This window comes from Pseudomonas sp. UMAB-40 (genome assembly GCF_900095275.1).
Lineage (GTDB): Bacteria > Pseudomonadota > Gammaproteobacteria > Pseudomonadales > Pseudomonadaceae > Aquipseudomonas > Aquipseudomonas mandelii_B.
Genome location: NZ_LT607559.1, coordinates 47,241 through 62,441 on the forward strand (window position 1 = coordinate 47,241; position 15,201 = coordinate 62,441).

The following is a 15,201-nucleotide window of genomic DNA, read 5'->3' on the forward strand; positions in this document are numbered from 1 at the left end:
CCCGACAATCAGGGCTCAAGGTTGAACAGCGTCGTGCCGCTGGTCATGTCGAACGGGGCCGACCAGTGTTCGTGGACGATGCGCCATTGCCCGGCATCGCGCCGATAGCAGGCGGTCACACGCATCCAGCAGGCCTGGGTTTCACCTTGTTCGTTGGTGCCGCCGCAATGGGCCAGCCAATGGGCGAAGGCGATGTGCTCGTCCGCGACGATGTTCATGTGGTCGAAGTCGAACTTGTGCTCGCCCTGGCACATTTCCATGCACTCCTCCCAATGCGCGCGGTATGCCGCCTTGCCCCGGAATTGCAGGGCCTTGACCGCATCGTAGGAGACGATGTCGTCGGCATACAACGGCATGAGTTTCTCGACGTTTTTGGCGATGACTGCCTCACGATAGGTGTCGATCAGGGCCTGGATTTCATGGGTAGCGCTCATGGTGGTTCTCCGTGGTTTTTGTTGTGAAGACACCCTTAGTCGTCTGGCGCACCGCCAAATCGACAGTCGAAATAAAAATAATCCATGAACGCAAACTCGCTAGAATCCGACACACATTTACGTTGGAAAAAGGACACTCCAGTGACAACCCGACTCGTGCCTTACGAAAGCCTGAATGCGCGCCAGCGCCAGCAGGTCGAGGCCATCGAAGTGCATAAAGAACAGATCAAGTTCTCCGGCGACATCCACGGTGCCTTGCACACCTTGCTGTCCAAACCCGGCCCCGGCGTCGAAGGATTTGCGCTGCTGGCCGAGGACATCCCCGTGGCCTTCCTGCTGCTCAAACGCCCGCCCGTGTTGCCGGCCTGGGCCGATGAACACAGCGCGACCTTGCATGCGTTGCAAGTCGATCACCGCGCTCAGGGCAAAGGTTATGGGAAGGCCTGCCTGCAAGCCCTGCCCGACGTGGCTCGGCAGGCGTTTCCGGAAATCAAAGCGCTGGAACTCTCGGTGGATGCGGACAACGAGGCTGCTATCGCGCTCTATGCAAAATTTGGCTGGGTCGACAGCGGCGAGGCGTACAGGGGCCGGATCGGTTATGAACGGCGCATGAGTCTGATTTTCTGAGGTGGTTATGCTCGACAGCATCGAAGCACTGGAGGCGATCTACGGCCAACCCCACGACCGCGCCGTGCGCAAGCAGATTGCCTTTCTGAACGAGGACTATCAGGCCATGGTCCGCGCCTCACCGTTGGTGATCATCAGCTCGGTCGGCCCCGACGGCCTGGACGGTTCGCCCCGGGGCGACACACCGGGATTTGTGCGAATCATCGACCCGAAGACCCTGGCGATCCCGGATCGTCCGGGCAACAACCGCATCGACACGCTGCGCAATGTGGTGCTCGATTCGCGGGTGTCGCTGCTGTTCATCATTCCCGGCATCGGCGAGACGTTGCGGGTCAACGGCACGGCGCAGATCAGCGCGGAACCGGCGTTGCTGGAGAGCTTCGCGGTGAACGGCAAACCGGCGCGCACGGTGATGCTGGTGACGGTGGACGCGGCGTACTTCCATTGCTCGAAAGCGATTGTGCGTTCGGACTTGTGGAACCCCGAGAAGCACCTGGAGCGCTCGGCACTGCCGACGGCGGGAGCGTTTCACAAGCGCTTGAACGCCGGGCAGTTCGATGCCGAAACGTATGACCGGGAAGCGCCGGCGCGGGTGCGGGACAGTCTTTACTGACACGCCCCTAACCAATGTGGGAGCGAGCCTGCTCGCGATGACGGCATAACATTCAACAGAAGTGTCGACTGTCAGACCGCCATCGCGAGCAGGCTCACTCCCACAGGGGATCTTCGGTGGTGGGTAGAGGTTGGTTACAACGCCAACACCATCTCATGCCACGCCATGCCGCCATGGTCGGAGGCCGAAGGCTTGATGTAGGCAAAGCCGAATCCGGAATACAACGGAATGTGCCGCTCCTTACACATCAGGTGGATGCTGGCCTTGCCCATCGCGCGCATGCGCTCGATGAATTCGCCCATCAAACGCTTCGCCAGCCCCTGCCCCTGATAATCCGGGTGCACCACAACCGACATGATCACGACGTGCGGCCCGGCCGGGTCGTGGCCAATCAGTTCCTTGAACGCTTCGTCTGACATTTCAACCTGAAACGCCGCACCGGCGTTGATGAAACCGGCTACAACGCCGTCCACTTCGGCGACGATAAAACCGTCGGGCCAAGTGGCAATGCGCGTGGCGATTTTTTCCAGGGTGGCGGCTTCGTCGCCTTCGTAGGCAACGGTTTCGATGGCGTAGCAGCGGTCCAGATCAGCAGACAGGACGTTTCGGATAACAGGGTTCGACGAGTTCATGGTGGATCGCAGCGACCTTGGGGCGAGTGAGAGGACAGGATAACGCTCGCCGATTCTAGCAATACTTGCTTCCTTTCGAACGCGCCCTATCCACCTCTCGTATGAAGTGCATAGGGTTCAAGGACGGCTCCGTAAAGCTTTCATATAACCGCTACCCAATGCTTCGGGTTCGTACTATTTATCTGTGCCTCGACGATTGACGACGCCCAGCCAAGGCAGGTTGAGCGCTCCTCGTCCCACCCACAGGACTTTGATCATGAGCACGACTCAAATCGGCCTTCTCGTGTTATTCAGCATTTCCTCGTTCGGCTTCATCACGCTGTACATCGATTTTCTGCACCAGCGCCGGATCAAGAAAGACAAGTGAGCGACCCACGGCCAGGCGCTGCAACCTGCGCCTGCCGTGCCTTACAGCCCCACCAGGCGGTAACCCACCTGCAATTCAGTGATGAAATGCTGCGGCTGCGCCGCATCGGCCTCCAGTTTTTGCCGCAAGTGCGCCATGTGCACCCGAAGGTAGTGCGCACGATCGACGTAATCCAGACCCCACACTTCCAGCAATAGCTGGCGATGAGTCATGACCCGGCCTTGCCCGCGAATCAGCGCGCACAGCAAGCGATACTCGATGGGTGTCAGATGCACCGATTGGTCCTCGCGCCGGACCTCGTGCGTGGCCAGGTCCACGTCGATCAGGCCGAACGTCACCTTGCTGGTGACGGCGGCGGTCCCGTTTTGCACATGCCGACGCAACTGGGCGCGGATACGTGCGAGCAACTCGGGCACGCCGAAGGGCTTGACCAGATAATCGTCCGCCCCCGCATCCAGTGCCGCCACTTTTTCCTCTTCACGATCACGGGCCGACAGCACCAGAATCGGCACCGTCATCCAGCCCCGCAACTCACTGATCAATTGTTTGCCGTCACCGTCGGGCAAGCCCAGATCGACAATCACCAAATCCGGTTGACGGCTGGCGGCATGGATCAGGGCGCGTTTGACGTTGTCGGCCTCGAACACCTGAAAACCTTCGTCCTGCAGCGCGATACCGATGAAGCGGCGGATGTTGGCCTCGTCCTCGACAATGAGGATGCGTGCACTGGTCATAGCGATTCCATGGAAGGCGGGTGACCCGCCGGTAGTGTGATGACAAAGCGAATGCCCGAGGTGGCCTTAGGTTGCGCCTCGATCGTTGCGCCATGGGCCTGGACAATCCGTTTGACCAACGCCAGCCCAAGGCCGATGCCGGCCACGGCCGACTCCTGCTGACCCCGGGTGAACGGCTCGAACAAACTCTGAGGCGTGCTGCCCTGAGGACAACCGGGACCGTCGTCGATCACCTCCAGCACAATGCTGTCCTGCTCTTGCCGGGCCGTCACCTGCACCAGCGTTCCGGCCGGGGTGTATTTGGCGGCGTTATCCAGCAGGTTGACCAGCACGCGTTCGATCAACAGCGCATCGACTTCCACCAACGGCAACAGCGGCGACAGCGCGGTGCGCACCACATGCCGCGCCAACGGCTCGCGCAGTTGACGCAAGGCGCTGCCGACGATTTCCTCCAGCGAGTGCCATTGTCGGTTCAGTCGCACACCGCGCTCCTGCATCCGGGCCATGTCCAACAGGTTTTCGATCAACCGCTGCATGGCGCTGGCCTGATCGCGGATACCGTCCAGCAACGGTGTCAGCGGTCCGGGCGGCGCATGGGGCGCCGCTGCATCGGCCGCACCGATAATGGTGGTCAGTGGCGTGCGCAGGTCATGAGAGATCGCGGCCAGCAGCGTGTTACGCATGCGCTCGCCCTCCATCTGCACTAACGTGCTTTGCGCCACTTCGACGAAATGCACCCGTTCCAGCGCGATTGCCAGTTGGCTCATGCAGGCCTCGAGCAAACGCTGCTCTTCAGGCTCGTTCAACCGTTCCGGTTCAGCCAGCTCCAGCACCAACACCCCGCGCACGCGCATCGGGGCCTTCAACGGCAAATAGCGGCCTTGCGCGGCCGCCAGCGTATGGGTGCCCTGGCCAGCGGGTTGCCCATGGTCGTAAACCCATTGGGCAATGCTTTCATCAATCGGGAATGCACCCGCGCCACGAGCACGGACACTGTCTGCGGCGTCGGGCAGTGTCAGCCCGACCCGCGCCTCAAACACGCCACTGAAGGTGATTAGCGCCACCTCCGTGATCTGCTCCACCGTCAGCGCCGCCGACAAGTCGCGAGCCAGCCTCGCCAGCGAAGTCGCACGCCGCTCACGTCCGGCCGCCGTGCGAGCCTCATGGCGCAAGCGTGCCGTGAGCTGGCCGGTGATCAACGCAATCCCCAGCATCAGGGCGAAGGTAAAAAAGTACTGGGTGTCGTTGACCGTGAACGACCAGCGCGGCTGGACGAAGAAGAAATCAAAACACAGCACCGCCAGCATCGCCGCCCAGACACCCGGCCCTCGCCCATAGCGCAAGGCGACCAGCACCACCGTGAGCAAAAACAGCATGACCACGTTGGCCAGATCGAACACCTGCAACAGCAAGGCTGCCACTGCCGTGGCGGCGAAACAGGCCAGGCTGGCCCACAGATATGCCGGCGCCCTACTGGGCGGCAGCGCGGCATCAGTATTCACCGCCACCGCAACCACGACGGGCAGCGGACCATGAGCGATGACAATCTGATCAATCTCGGGATGCCGACGGCTGATGCGGTCACTGACCGACTGGTGCCAGAACTGCCAGACCTTGCGCGGGTAGTGCCCCAGCACCAGGCGGTTGGCGTTGTGCTCACGGGCAAACGCCACCAAGGCCTCGGCGACGTCCATGCCCGACAAGGTGGCGGTGTCGGCACCGAATTCGGCGGCCAGCGCCAGGGTCTTCATGGCGGCGGCATAACGGCTCGCCCCCGCGCCACGCCGCTGCGCCGAAGGCACATGGACGACAATCCAGTCCGCCTCGAGCTTTTGTGCCAAGCGCGCTGCTTCCCGCACCAGTCGCTCATCCGAAGGGTAGCCTGCGACGCCCACCAGTAAACGCTCGCGCGCGGGCCAAAGGGTGTTGATGGACCGCTCGCGGCGATAGTCGCGCATCTGGGCATCGACACGATCGGCGGTGCGCCGCAGCGCCAGCTCGCGCAAGGCCAGCAAGTTGCCCTTGCGAAAGAAATGCCGGGACGCGCGCTCCGCCTGAGGTGGCAGGTAGACCTTGCCTTCCTTGAGCCGGCGCAGCAGGTCATCGGGTGGCAGGTCGATCACCACCACTTCATGGGCAGCGTCGAACAGATGATCGGGCACGGTCTCTCGCACCCGGGTGCCGATGATCCCGCTGACAATATCGTTGAGACTTTCCAGGTGCTGGACGTTCAGGGTGGTCCAGATGTCGATGCCGGCGCGCAGCAGTTCTTCGACATCCTGCCAGCGCTTGGGGTGACGCGAACCGGGCACATTGCTGTGGGCCAGTTCATCCACCAGCAGCACCGCCGGACGCCGCGCCAGCGCGGCATCCAGATCGAACTCGCTGAGGGCACGCTCGCGATGCATCACGTTGTAGCGCGGCAGCAGTTCCAGACCGTTGAGCAGTTCAGCGGTTTCCCGGCGGCCATGGGTTTCTATCACCCCAGCCACCAGGTCACGGCCCTGGGCTACTTCGCGTTGGGCCGCGGTGAGCATGGCGCAGGTTTTCCCTACCCCGGCATTGGAACCGAAATAGATGCGCAGTTTCCCGCGCAGGGCAGCCTGTTCGTCTTGTTGCAGCTTCTCCAGCAGCGCGTCGGGATCAGGACGGCCGTCACGTGAAGCGGTGGACGTATCAGTTTCGAGCATGACAATCCTTTTGAACGGCCCGGTGCCACAAAGGGCACCGGGCCGTCAGTCCTTTCAAACCAGGCCAAGCCCGGCCAACAGCATGTCGATCACCTTGATGCCCGCGAACGGCACCAGCACGCCACCCAGGCCATAGATCAGCAGGTTGCGATTGAGCAACGCCGCCGCGCCGATGGCTCGGTAGGTCACGCCCTTGAGCGCCAGCGGGATCAGAAACACGATGATCAGGGCATTGAAGATCACCGCGCTGAGAATCGCCGAATTCGGGCTGCTCAGGTGCATCACGTTCAGGGCGCCCAGTTGCGGATAGGTCGCGACGAATGCGGCCGGTACGATAGCAAAATACTTGGCCACATCGTTGGCCACGCTGAAGGTGGTCAACGCGCCGCGCGTCATGAGCATCTGTTTGCCGACTTCAACCACCTCGATCAACTTGGTCGGATTGCTGTCCAGATCGACCATGTTGCCCGCTTCCTTGGCGGCCTGAGTCCCACTGTTCATGGCCACCGCCACGTCTGCCTGAGCCAGTGCCGGCGCATCATTGGTGCCGTCGCCGGTCATCGCCACGAGCTTGCCCTGGGCCTGGTAGTCGCGGATCAGTTGCAGTTTGTCTTCCGGCCGGGCCTCGGCAAGAAAGTCGTCAACTCCGGCTTCCACGGCAATCGCTGCCGCCGTCAGGCGGTTGTCGCCGGTGATCATGACCGTCTTGATGCCCATGCGCCGCAGCTCGGCAAAACGCTCCTTGATGCCACCCTTGACGATGTCCTTGAGCTCGACCACGCCCAATGCCTTTTCACCATCGCATACGACCAGTGGCGTACTGCCCCGGCGCGAGACTTCATCGACCTTAATCTGCAATCCCGGCGGAAAACTGCCGCCCAGCGCCTCGACGTGCTGGCGAATGGCATCTGCCGCGCCCTTGCGGATGCTCCGGCCACCGGCCAGATCGACGCCGCTCATGCGGGTTTGCGCGGTGAAATGCACGAAGCTCGCCCCCAAGGCATTGAGGTCCCGCGCCCGCAGGTCGAACTTCTGCTTGGCGAGCACCACAATGCTGCGTCCTTCCGGCGTTTCGTCGGCCAACGAGGCCAGTTGCGCCGCGTCCGCCAGTTCCGATTCCTTGACCCCGGGTGCCGGCAGGAAACCGCTGGCCTGGCGATTACCCAAAGTAATGGTGCCGGTCTTGTCCAGCAGCAAGACATCCACATCACCCGCCGCTTCCACGGCTCGCCCAGAAGTGGCAATGACGTTGGCTGACATCATCCGACTCATGCCCGCCACACCGATCGCGGACAACAGACCGCCAATGGTCGTAGGGATCAGGCAGACCAGCAGCGCCACCAGAACCGTTGCGCTAACCACGTCGCCGCCGCTCATGCCCACCGCGAACATCGAGTACGGGCCCAGGGTCACGATCACCAGCAGAAACAGAAACGTAAGGCCCACCAGCAGAATGGTCAGTGCCACTTCGTTAGGTGTCTTCTGGCGTTTCGCGGATTCGACCATGGAAATCATGCGATCCAGAAACGACTCGCCGGGATTGACGCTGATACGCACCACCAACCAGTCCGACAGCACTTTTGTGCCGCCGGTGACCGATGAAAAATCGCCGCCCGCCTCACGAATCACCGGTGCCGATTCGCCAGTAATCGCGCTTTCATCCACCGACGCCACGCCTTCGATCACCACCCCATCGAGGGGCACCAGATCGCCGGCTTCAATCAACACCACCGCGTCCTTGAGCAGTTCGCTGGAAGGTATCGGCATCCAGGCGGAACCGTGCCGGGGTTGCTGCAACAGTTTGGCCAGGGTCTGGCGCTTCATCCCGCGCAGGCTGGCTGCTTGCGCCCGGCTGCGACCCTCGGCCAGGGCTTCGGCGAAGTTGGCGAACAGCACGGTGAACCACAGCCACAACGTGATGCTGAGAATGAAACCACTGGGGGCTTCTCCCTTGCCGACTAGTGATTGAACCCACAACAGCGTGGTGAGAATACTGCCCAGGTACACCACAAACATGACCGGGTTCTTCCACTGCGCCTGGGGCAGCAACTTCTTGAAAGCATCCAGGCACGCCGTGAGCAACAACCCACGGTCAAACAAAGGCAAACGAGCTTGCTTACTCATGGTTGTTTCTCTTACTCACTGGCCGCAAGGGGTGGCTGATGCGCAGGCTTCAAAGCATCCAGCGCGAGGTTGAGTTGCAGCACATTGACCCGGGGTTCGCCGAGCAGGCCGAAGGTGCGTTGCTCGGTGTGGGTATTCACCCATTTCAACAGCTCGGCTTCGGGCAGGTGGCGCAGACGTGCGACGCGCGCCGCCTGAATCTGTGCGTTGGCCACCGAAATGTGCGGGTCCAGGCCTGAAGCCGACGAGGTGACGGCATCCACCGGCACCTGTGCATCGGCTGCCAGGCCATTCTGTCGGCGATAGGCTTCGACGCGCAGGGCCACGGTGTCGATCAACTTCTGGCTGGTAGGGCCAAGGTTGCTGGCGCCACTGGAGCCTGCGTTGTACGGCTGCACCACGCTCTTGCTCGGGTCCAGTGGATCGGCGCCAAGCGTCATGCTTGCGCGCCCCTGGAAATACTCGGGCCGGGTGAAATGCTGGCCGATCACCGCCGAACCGATCACCAGACCGTCCCGTTCAACCAGACTGCCCTGGGCTTGAAGCGGGAACAGCACGTTGGCCACCAGGGTGGTAAACAACGGGTAGGCCAGCCCGGTCAGCAGCATGAAGAACGCCGCCGACATCAGCACCGGACGCAACAGGCCGACAAACAGAAACTGCACTTTGGTTTGTGGTTGTATTTGAGTCATCACTGCGCCCTCACTTGTAGGTCTGGCCAGACAGCAACTGCAGTTGCTCGACCAGTGGGCCGAGCGCGAGCGCCGGCAGGAAAGTCAGGCCGCCCACCACCAGCACCACGAACACCACGAGGAACATGAACAGCGGTGTGGCGGTCGGGATGGTGCCGGCACCGGCCGGGATGTTCTTTTTCATCGCCAGGGAACCTGCGACCGCGAGCATCGGCAGCATGGTGAAGAAGCGTCCGAGCAACATGGCAAGACCAATGGTGGTGTTGAAGAACGGCGTATTGGCGTTCAATCCGGCGAACGCCGAACCATTGTTGGCCGTCCCCGAGGTGTAGGCATACAACACCTCACTGAAGCCATGGGGCCCCTGGTTGTTGAGGCTGTTCAAGGTGTCCGGCCAGAGTGCCGCCAGGGCGGTGAAGCCGAGAATGCAGATCGGGTGCGCCAGTACCGAGAGCATGACCAGCTTGATCTCCCGTGCCTCGATCTTCTTGCCGAGGAATTCGGGACTGCGGCCGATCATCATCCCCACCAGAAACACTGTCAGCAGGGCGTACTGGATCAGGTTGATAAAGCCCACGCCGTCGCCGCCAAACACGCAGTTGAGCATCATCTGCGCCAGCGGCACGAAACCGCCCATGGGCGTCAGCGAGTCATGCATGGCATTCACCGAGCCGGTGGTGGCGCCGGTGGTGGTGGTCACGAACAGGCTGGTGTCGGCAATCCCGAAACGCAGTTCCTTGCCTTCCATGTTGCCGCCACTCTGGGTGGCCGACAGCACCTGGTCCGCACCCACTCGGGTCAGCAATGGGTTACCACTTTGTTCAGCCGTGTAAACGATGCTCAGAAAACCGACGAACATCACCAGGAACGTGCCGAAGAATACCCAGCCCTGACGCCGACGCATCAGCATGCTGCCGAAGGTGTATGTCAATGCTGACGGGATCAGCAACATGCTGAGGATGTGCAGCATGTTCGTCAGCGGCGTCGGGTTCTCGAACGGGTGCGCAGCGTTCATGCTGAAGAAGCCGCCGCCGTTGGTGCCGATGTGCTTGATTGACTCGAAGCTGGCCACCGCGCCGACGATCAATTGCTGCTGCGCGCCTTCCAGGGTGGTGGCCAGGGCCTGGGAGCTCAGGGTTTGGGGCATGCCTTGCCAGACATACACCAGCGCCATGGCGAAACACAGCGGCAACATCACCCGGTACAGCGTGCGGGTGAAGTCCACCCAGTAGTTGCCGATATCAGCGGAATTCGACCGACTGAGGCCGCGAATGAAACCCGCCGCCGCCACAACGCCCGCTGTTGCGCCGACGAACATCAGGAAGGTAATGACCGCCATCTGGCTGAAGTTGGACAGGCTGGTTTCACCTGAATACGCCTGCCAGTTGGTGTTGGTGATAAACGACGCCGCGGTGTTGAACGCCAGATCCGGTGTTTGTGCGCTCAGCCCCAAGGGGTTGAGTGGCATGAAACCTTGCAGGCGCAACACGATGTAACCCAGCAACATCATTGCCGCGTTCGACAGCAACAGGGCCGAGCCGTAACGCGCCCAGCCCATGGTTTCGGTCGAATCGATCCCCAGCAAACGATACGTGGCGCGCTCGGCCAAGGCATGCTTTTGCCCGGTGAAAACCCGCGTCAGCCACTTCCCCATCAAGACGGCGAGCCCGGTCATCAACCCGAGAATCACCGCAAATTCCAGCATAGTGCTCAACATGTCGATGCTCCGTTCAAATCTTGCCCATGGCGACGATGACCATGGCTGTCGCAGCAAAAAACACCACGCTAACCCCCATGAAAATCAGGTCGTACATTGCCGGTTTCCTTTCTCAAGACCGCCCTGACGGGCGAATAAAAACGCCTGTGCCGCAATGACTGCGGCCATCAGAACTTTTCAGCACGAATAAGGGCGTAACCCAGGTAGGCGAACAACAGGGCGGCACACAGGCCGCTGGCGACGTAGATGAACTCGAGTGTTAACAAGACAGCTCCCCCTGACTAAACGAAGGCACCCGCAATCGGGTCCCGGTAGCGCGCGCCAGAGCATAAAACGCACTGGATACGCGCTCTTATCTGCGCCGTGCAGGTTAGGTGAGGGGGTATCAAGGACGGACACTGATTGGGGGCAGCGGTATTAAGACGGCGTATAGATCGAGCGGAACGGAGGTTGTGCGGGGGGGATGCGAGACGTCAGCGAACGCTACGAACGGGCACTGTGAAGTGCCCGTCCGGGGCTCGGTTCATTACGGTTTGAGCGGTAGCCAGATTTCCAGCACGCCGGTGTTGAGCTTCGGGTTGAAGTCTTCGCTGTAGCGTTCGAACTCCGGAGCGTCCGCCGCTTGATGGCCAGACTGAGGCAGCCAGGTTTTCCAGATGTACTGAAAGGTCGCGGGCAACTGGTCCAGTGTGCCTTTGTGCTCGAACACCGCGTAATGCTGGGGTTGAACCTCGACCCAGCGGTACTTCTCGGGCAGGTCGTCGAGTTTGTCGATCTCGACGCCAGCGATGTATTCAAAACCACCCTTGCCGTCGGGATTACAGCAAATGCCGTAGGTCACTTCACCTTTTTGGCCGGGAATCTGGCCAATCTCGGGAATGAATTTCTCCCAGAGTTCGGGAATGCCTTGTGTGGTCTGCTGGGTAAATCGACCACCCAGCCCTGCAATGAGCAGAAAGTGCCCGTGTTCGAAGCGTGGCTCGGCCGGTTTTACGCCTGTTTGCTCATCCATGACTCAACTCCTGAGACGAAAAAAGTGGGTTCGGCTGGGAGTATAGAAGCCAAACCCGATTCGCAAAATTACAGGGCGTGCAACTGCTCGACGGCGCCGGCACCAACAAACTCGTTATAGCCCGATAGAATCACGTACACCGCGAAATAGCAGAAGATCGCCGCCGATGCCATGTAGGAGTAACGCAGCAGTTTGTCGCCCAGCAACTTGCCGCCGTGGCTCGCGGCGAAGCACAACGCGACGCACCAGAGCACCCACCCGCCGAGAAACAGCGCCGAGCTGACGGCATCACCGCCACCGGAGCGCGCGATCAACGTGCCGCCCACGGCCGCAAACCAGAGAATGGCGCTGGGTGACGACATGGCGAGGAAGATCCCGCGGAAAAACTCTTTGCGGTGAGAGTTCTGCCCCACCTCGGCGGACTGCGCCAGCACCGCTTCATGGTGAATCGCCGAATAAATCATCTTCGCCGCGAAGTACACCAGCAACGCTGAACCGCCGATCCACAGCACCCAACGCACGGTTTCGTATTGCAGCAAAACGGTCATGCCCGCCAACGCCAGCACCGCGTAAATCAGGTCACCGACGCAGGTGCCCAAGCCCAGGGCAAAGCCTTGAAAATAGCCGCGTTGCATCGCCAGGGTGATCATCGCGATATTGGCCACGCCGATATCCAGGCACAGCGAAAGGCTCAGCAGAAAGCCGCTGGTAAATTCCATCAACCGGGTTCCTTCGGACAAATTTGTTTACAGAGTCGCTGGACAGTGTGCCACAACAGCCCTTACATTCCGCCACAGGCCACCGCAGTGGCCAGCGTCGCTCGGACGGTTCCGGGCGCTCACGTTACCGAGGCAACAATGGCTAACCCAGGTTCGCCGCGCCGCTTTGCGCGCATAGATCGACTCCCCCCTTACGTATTCAATATCACTGCCGAGCTGAAGATGGCCGCCCGTCGTCGTGGCGAAGACATCATCGACTTCAGCATGGGCAACCCAGACGGCCCGACTCCGCCACACATCGTCGAAAAACTGGTCACCGTCGCCCAGCGCGAAGACACCCACGGCTACTCGACATCCAAGGGTATTCCGCGTCTGCGCCGGGCCATTTCCAATTGGTACAAGGATCGTTACGAGGTCGACATCGACCCGGAAACCGAAGCCATTGTCACCATCGGCTCCAAGGAAGGCCTGGCGCATCTGATGCTGGCCACCCTCGACCAGGGCGACACCGTGCTGGTGCCGAACCCGAGCTACCCGATTCACATCTACGGCGCGGTGATTGCCGGCGCCCAGGTGCGTTCGGTGCCGCTGATCCCGGGCGTGGACTTCTTCGCGGAACTGGAAAGCGCGATTCGCGGCTCGATCCCGAAACCGAAAATGATGATCCTCGGCTTCCCGTCGAACCCCACCGCCCAATGCGTGGAGCTGGATTTCTTCGAGCGGGTGATCGCCCTCGCCAAGCAGTACGACGTTTTGGTGGTGCACGACCTGGCCTACGCCGACATCGTCTACGACGGCTGGAAAGCCCCGTCGATCATGCAGGTGCCGGGCGCCAAGGACATTGCGGTGGAATTTTTCACCCTGTCCAAGAGCTACAACATGGCGGGCTGGCGCATCGGCTTCATGGTCGGCAACGCTGAACTGGTCAACGCCCTGGCGCGGATCAAGAGTTACCACGACTACGGCACGTTCACCCCGCTGCAGGTCGCAGCCATTGCGGCGCTGGAAGGCGACCAGCAGTGCGTCAAGGACATCGCCGAGCAGTATCGGCAGCGTCGCAACGTGCTGGTCAAAGGCCTGCATGAACTGGGCTGGATGGTCGAGAATCCGAAAGCGTCTATGTACGTCTGGGCGAAGATTCCCGAGGCGTATGCGCATTTGGGCTCGCTGGAGTTCGCCAAGAAGCTGCTGGCCGAGGCCAAGGTTTGCGTCTCGCCGGGTGTTGGATTTGGTGAGTATGGGGATGATCATGTGCGCTTTGCGCTGATCGAAAACCAGGACCGGATTCGTCAGGCCGTGCGCGGGATTCGCGGGATGTTCCGGGCGGATGGGCTAGTCACTAAAACCAACGCCTGATACCGAACCTGTAGGAGCCGGCTTGCTGGCGATGGCATCGACTCGGTTAGAAGTTAAACCGAGTCGTCTGCATCGCCAGCAAGCCGGCTCCTACAAAAGCGTTGCGGTGTTGCTTAAACGAACATCGACAGCAGCAGGATAAAGCCCAGCGCAACGATGGACAGGATGGTTTCCATCGCGGTCCAGGTCTTGAAGGTTTCAGCCACGGTCATGTTGAAGTACTGCTTCACCAGCCAGAATCCCGCGTCGTTGACGTGAGACAGGATCAACGAACCGGCACCGGTGGCCAGCACCAGCAGCTCACGGTTCACACCTGGAATCATCCCCACCACCGGCACCACGATGCCCGCGCCAGTAATGGTCGCCACGGTGGCCGAACCGGTGGCCACGCGAATCACCGCCGCCACCAGCCAGGCCAGCAGGATCGGCGAAATCTGCGCGTTCACTGCCATGTGGCCGATCACGTCACCCACACCGCTGGTCACCAGCATCTGCTTGAAGCCACCACCGGCACCGATGATCAGAATGATCGCGGCGGTTGGCGCAAGGCTGGCGTCGAGCAACTTCAGAATCTTGTTCGATCCCATGCCCTGACGGTGGCCGAACGTGTATAGCGACAGCAGCAAGGCCAGCAACAGCGCCGAGATCGGGTGACCGACCAGGTCCATGAAGGAGCGTGCGAAATTGCCTTCCGGCAGCACCACGTCGGCAAAGGTCTTGAGCAACATCAGGAACACCGGCAGCAGCACGGTGATCAGGGTGATGCTGAAGCTCGGCAGCTCGGCGGAATCCGGCTCGCGAGCCAGTTGATCCACCAGTTCCTGGTTAGGATGGCCGGGGATGTATTTGGCGATGAAAGTGCCGTAGATCGGGCCGGCAATAATAGCGGTCGGCAGCGCAACGATCAGGCCATAGAGAATGGTTTTACCGATGTCGGCACCGAACACGCCAATGGCCAGCAATGGACCCGGGTGCGGCGGTACCAGGCCGTGCACGGCGGAAAGGCCGGCCAGCAGCGGGATGCCGATCTTGATGATCGACACGCCGGTACGCCGGGCGACGATGAACACCAGCGGGATCAGCAGCACGAAACCGATTTCGAAGAACAGCGGAATGCCGACCAGGAACGCGGCGAACATCATCGCCCACTGCACCTTGTCCTTGCCGAACGCCCGAATCAGCGTCTGGGCAATCTGATCCGCCCCGCCCGACTCGGCCATCATTTTGCCGAGCATGGTGCCCAGCGCCAGGATGATCCCGACGAAACCGAGCACCCCACCGAAGCCGTCCTGGAACGCCTTGATGATGGTGCCGATCGGCATGCCGGAGGTCAGCCCGAGAAAGGCTGCGGCGATGATCAGGGCAATGAAGGGGTGGAACTTGAACTTGGTGATCAGGACGATAAGCCCGATCACCGTGACCACTGCATCGAGCAGCAGGAACGTCTCGTGGGACATGCCAAACATTAGGGGTGTCTCCTGGTT

The 15,201-nt window shown here is 61.0% G+C and carries 14 protein-coding genes; 3 read left to right on the forward strand and 11 right to left on the reverse strand.

The window, feature by feature from the left end:
* Positions 1–8: 8 nt before the first annotated feature.
* Positions 9–434 carry a nuclear transport factor 2 family protein gene (locus K0F88_RS14085; protein WP_094471068.1) on the reverse strand — a complete coding sequence of 142 codons (426 nt, stop codon included), beginning with the start codon at positions 432–434 and terminating at the stop codon, positions 9–11.
* A 141-nt stretch (positions 435–575) separates the two neighbouring features.
* Here K0F88_RS14085 and K0F88_RS14090 point away from each other — a divergent pair, with 141 nt between their 5' ends.
* Positions 576–1,061 carry an N-acetyltransferase gene (locus tag K0F88_RS14090; RefSeq protein ID WP_094471067.1) on the forward strand — a complete coding sequence of 162 codons (486 nt, stop codon included), beginning with the start codon at positions 576–578 and terminating at the stop codon, positions 1,059–1,061.
* Positions 1,062–1,068: 7 nt separating this feature from the next.
* Complete coding sequence (locus K0F88_RS14095) at positions 1,069–1,674, forward strand: pyridoxamine 5'-phosphate oxidase family protein (RefSeq protein WP_094471066.1); 606 nt, start codon at positions 1,069–1,071, stop codon at positions 1,672–1,674.
* Between the two features lie 134 nt (positions 1,675–1,808).
* On the opposite strand, the gene K0F88_RS14100 is transcribed toward K0F88_RS14095, so the two are convergent.
* The 9 genes from K0F88_RS14100 to K0F88_RS14140 all read right to left on the reverse strand — a co-directional run bounded on the left by K0F88_RS14100 (position 1,809) and on the right by K0F88_RS14140 (position 12,361).
* On the reverse strand, positions 1,809–2,306 hold the full coding sequence (locus K0F88_RS14100; RefSeq protein ID WP_094471065.1) for a GNAT family N-acetyltransferase: 498 nt from the start codon (positions 2,304–2,306) through the stop codon (positions 1,809–1,811).
* Positions 2,307–2,714: 408 nt separating this feature from the next.
* Complete coding sequence (locus K0F88_RS14105) at positions 2,715–3,407, reverse strand: response regulator (protein ID WP_219095437.1); 693 nt, start codon at positions 3,405–3,407, stop codon at positions 2,715–2,717.
* Positions 3,404–6,097: a sensor histidine kinase KdpD gene (locus tag K0F88_RS14110; protein WP_219095438.1), complete on the reverse strand. Its 2,694-nt coding sequence runs from the start codon at positions 6,095–6,097 to the stop codon at positions 3,404–3,406. The genes K0F88_RS14105 and K0F88_RS14110 overlap by 4 nt, the downstream gene beginning before the upstream one ends.
* A gap of 54 nt (positions 6,098–6,151) precedes the next feature.
* Positions 6,152–8,221, reverse strand: coding sequence for a potassium-transporting ATPase subunit KdpB (kdpB, locus tag K0F88_RS14115; protein ID WP_219095439.1), 2,070 nt, complete (start codon positions 8,219–8,221; stop codon positions 6,152–6,154).
* Between the two features lie 11 nt (positions 8,222–8,232).
* Positions 8,233–8,913 (reverse strand): K(+)-transporting ATPase subunit C, encoded by a 681-nt coding sequence (gene kdpC, locus K0F88_RS14120; protein ID WP_219095440.1) that lies wholly within the window; start codon positions 8,911–8,913, stop codon positions 8,233–8,235.
* A gap of 10 nt (positions 8,914–8,923) precedes the next feature.
* A complete protein-coding gene (gene kdpA / locus K0F88_RS14125) occupies positions 8,924–10,630 on the reverse strand; it encodes a potassium-transporting ATPase subunit KdpA (RefSeq protein ID WP_219095441.1) in 1,707 nt (568 codons plus the stop codon).
* Between the two features lie 167 nt (positions 10,631–10,797).
* Positions 10,798–10,896: a K(+)-transporting ATPase subunit F gene (kdpF, locus tag K0F88_RS14130; protein WP_219095442.1), complete on the reverse strand. Its 99-nt coding sequence runs from the start codon at positions 10,894–10,896 to the stop codon at positions 10,798–10,800.
* Positions 10,897–11,156: 260 nt separating this feature from the next.
* Positions 11,157–11,642: a GyrI-like domain-containing protein gene (locus K0F88_RS14135; RefSeq protein WP_094471064.1), complete on the reverse strand. Its 486-nt coding sequence runs from the start codon at positions 11,640–11,642 to the stop codon at positions 11,157–11,159.
* Positions 11,643–11,710: 68 nt separating this feature from the next.
* Positions 11,711–12,361: a LysE family translocator gene (locus K0F88_RS14140; RefSeq protein ID WP_219095443.1), complete on the reverse strand. Its 651-nt coding sequence runs from the start codon at positions 12,359–12,361 to the stop codon at positions 11,711–11,713.
* Positions 12,362–12,499: 138 nt separating this feature from the next.
* Between K0F88_RS14140 and alaC the strand changes: the two genes are divergently transcribed.
* Entirely contained in the window at positions 12,500–13,717 is a 1,218-nt protein-coding gene (alaC, locus tag K0F88_RS14145) for an alanine transaminase (RefSeq protein ID WP_219095444.1), read from the forward strand.
* A 113-nt stretch (positions 13,718–13,830) separates the two neighbouring features.
* On the opposite strand, the gene K0F88_RS14150 is transcribed toward alaC, so the two are convergent.
* The gene (locus K0F88_RS14150) at positions 13,831–15,183 is read right to left on the reverse strand and encodes a GntP family permease (RefSeq protein ID WP_219095445.1); all 1,353 of its coding nucleotides are present in this window, start codon (positions 15,181–15,183) and stop codon (positions 13,831–13,833) included.
* Between the last annotated feature and the right edge of the window lie 18 nt (positions 15,184–15,201).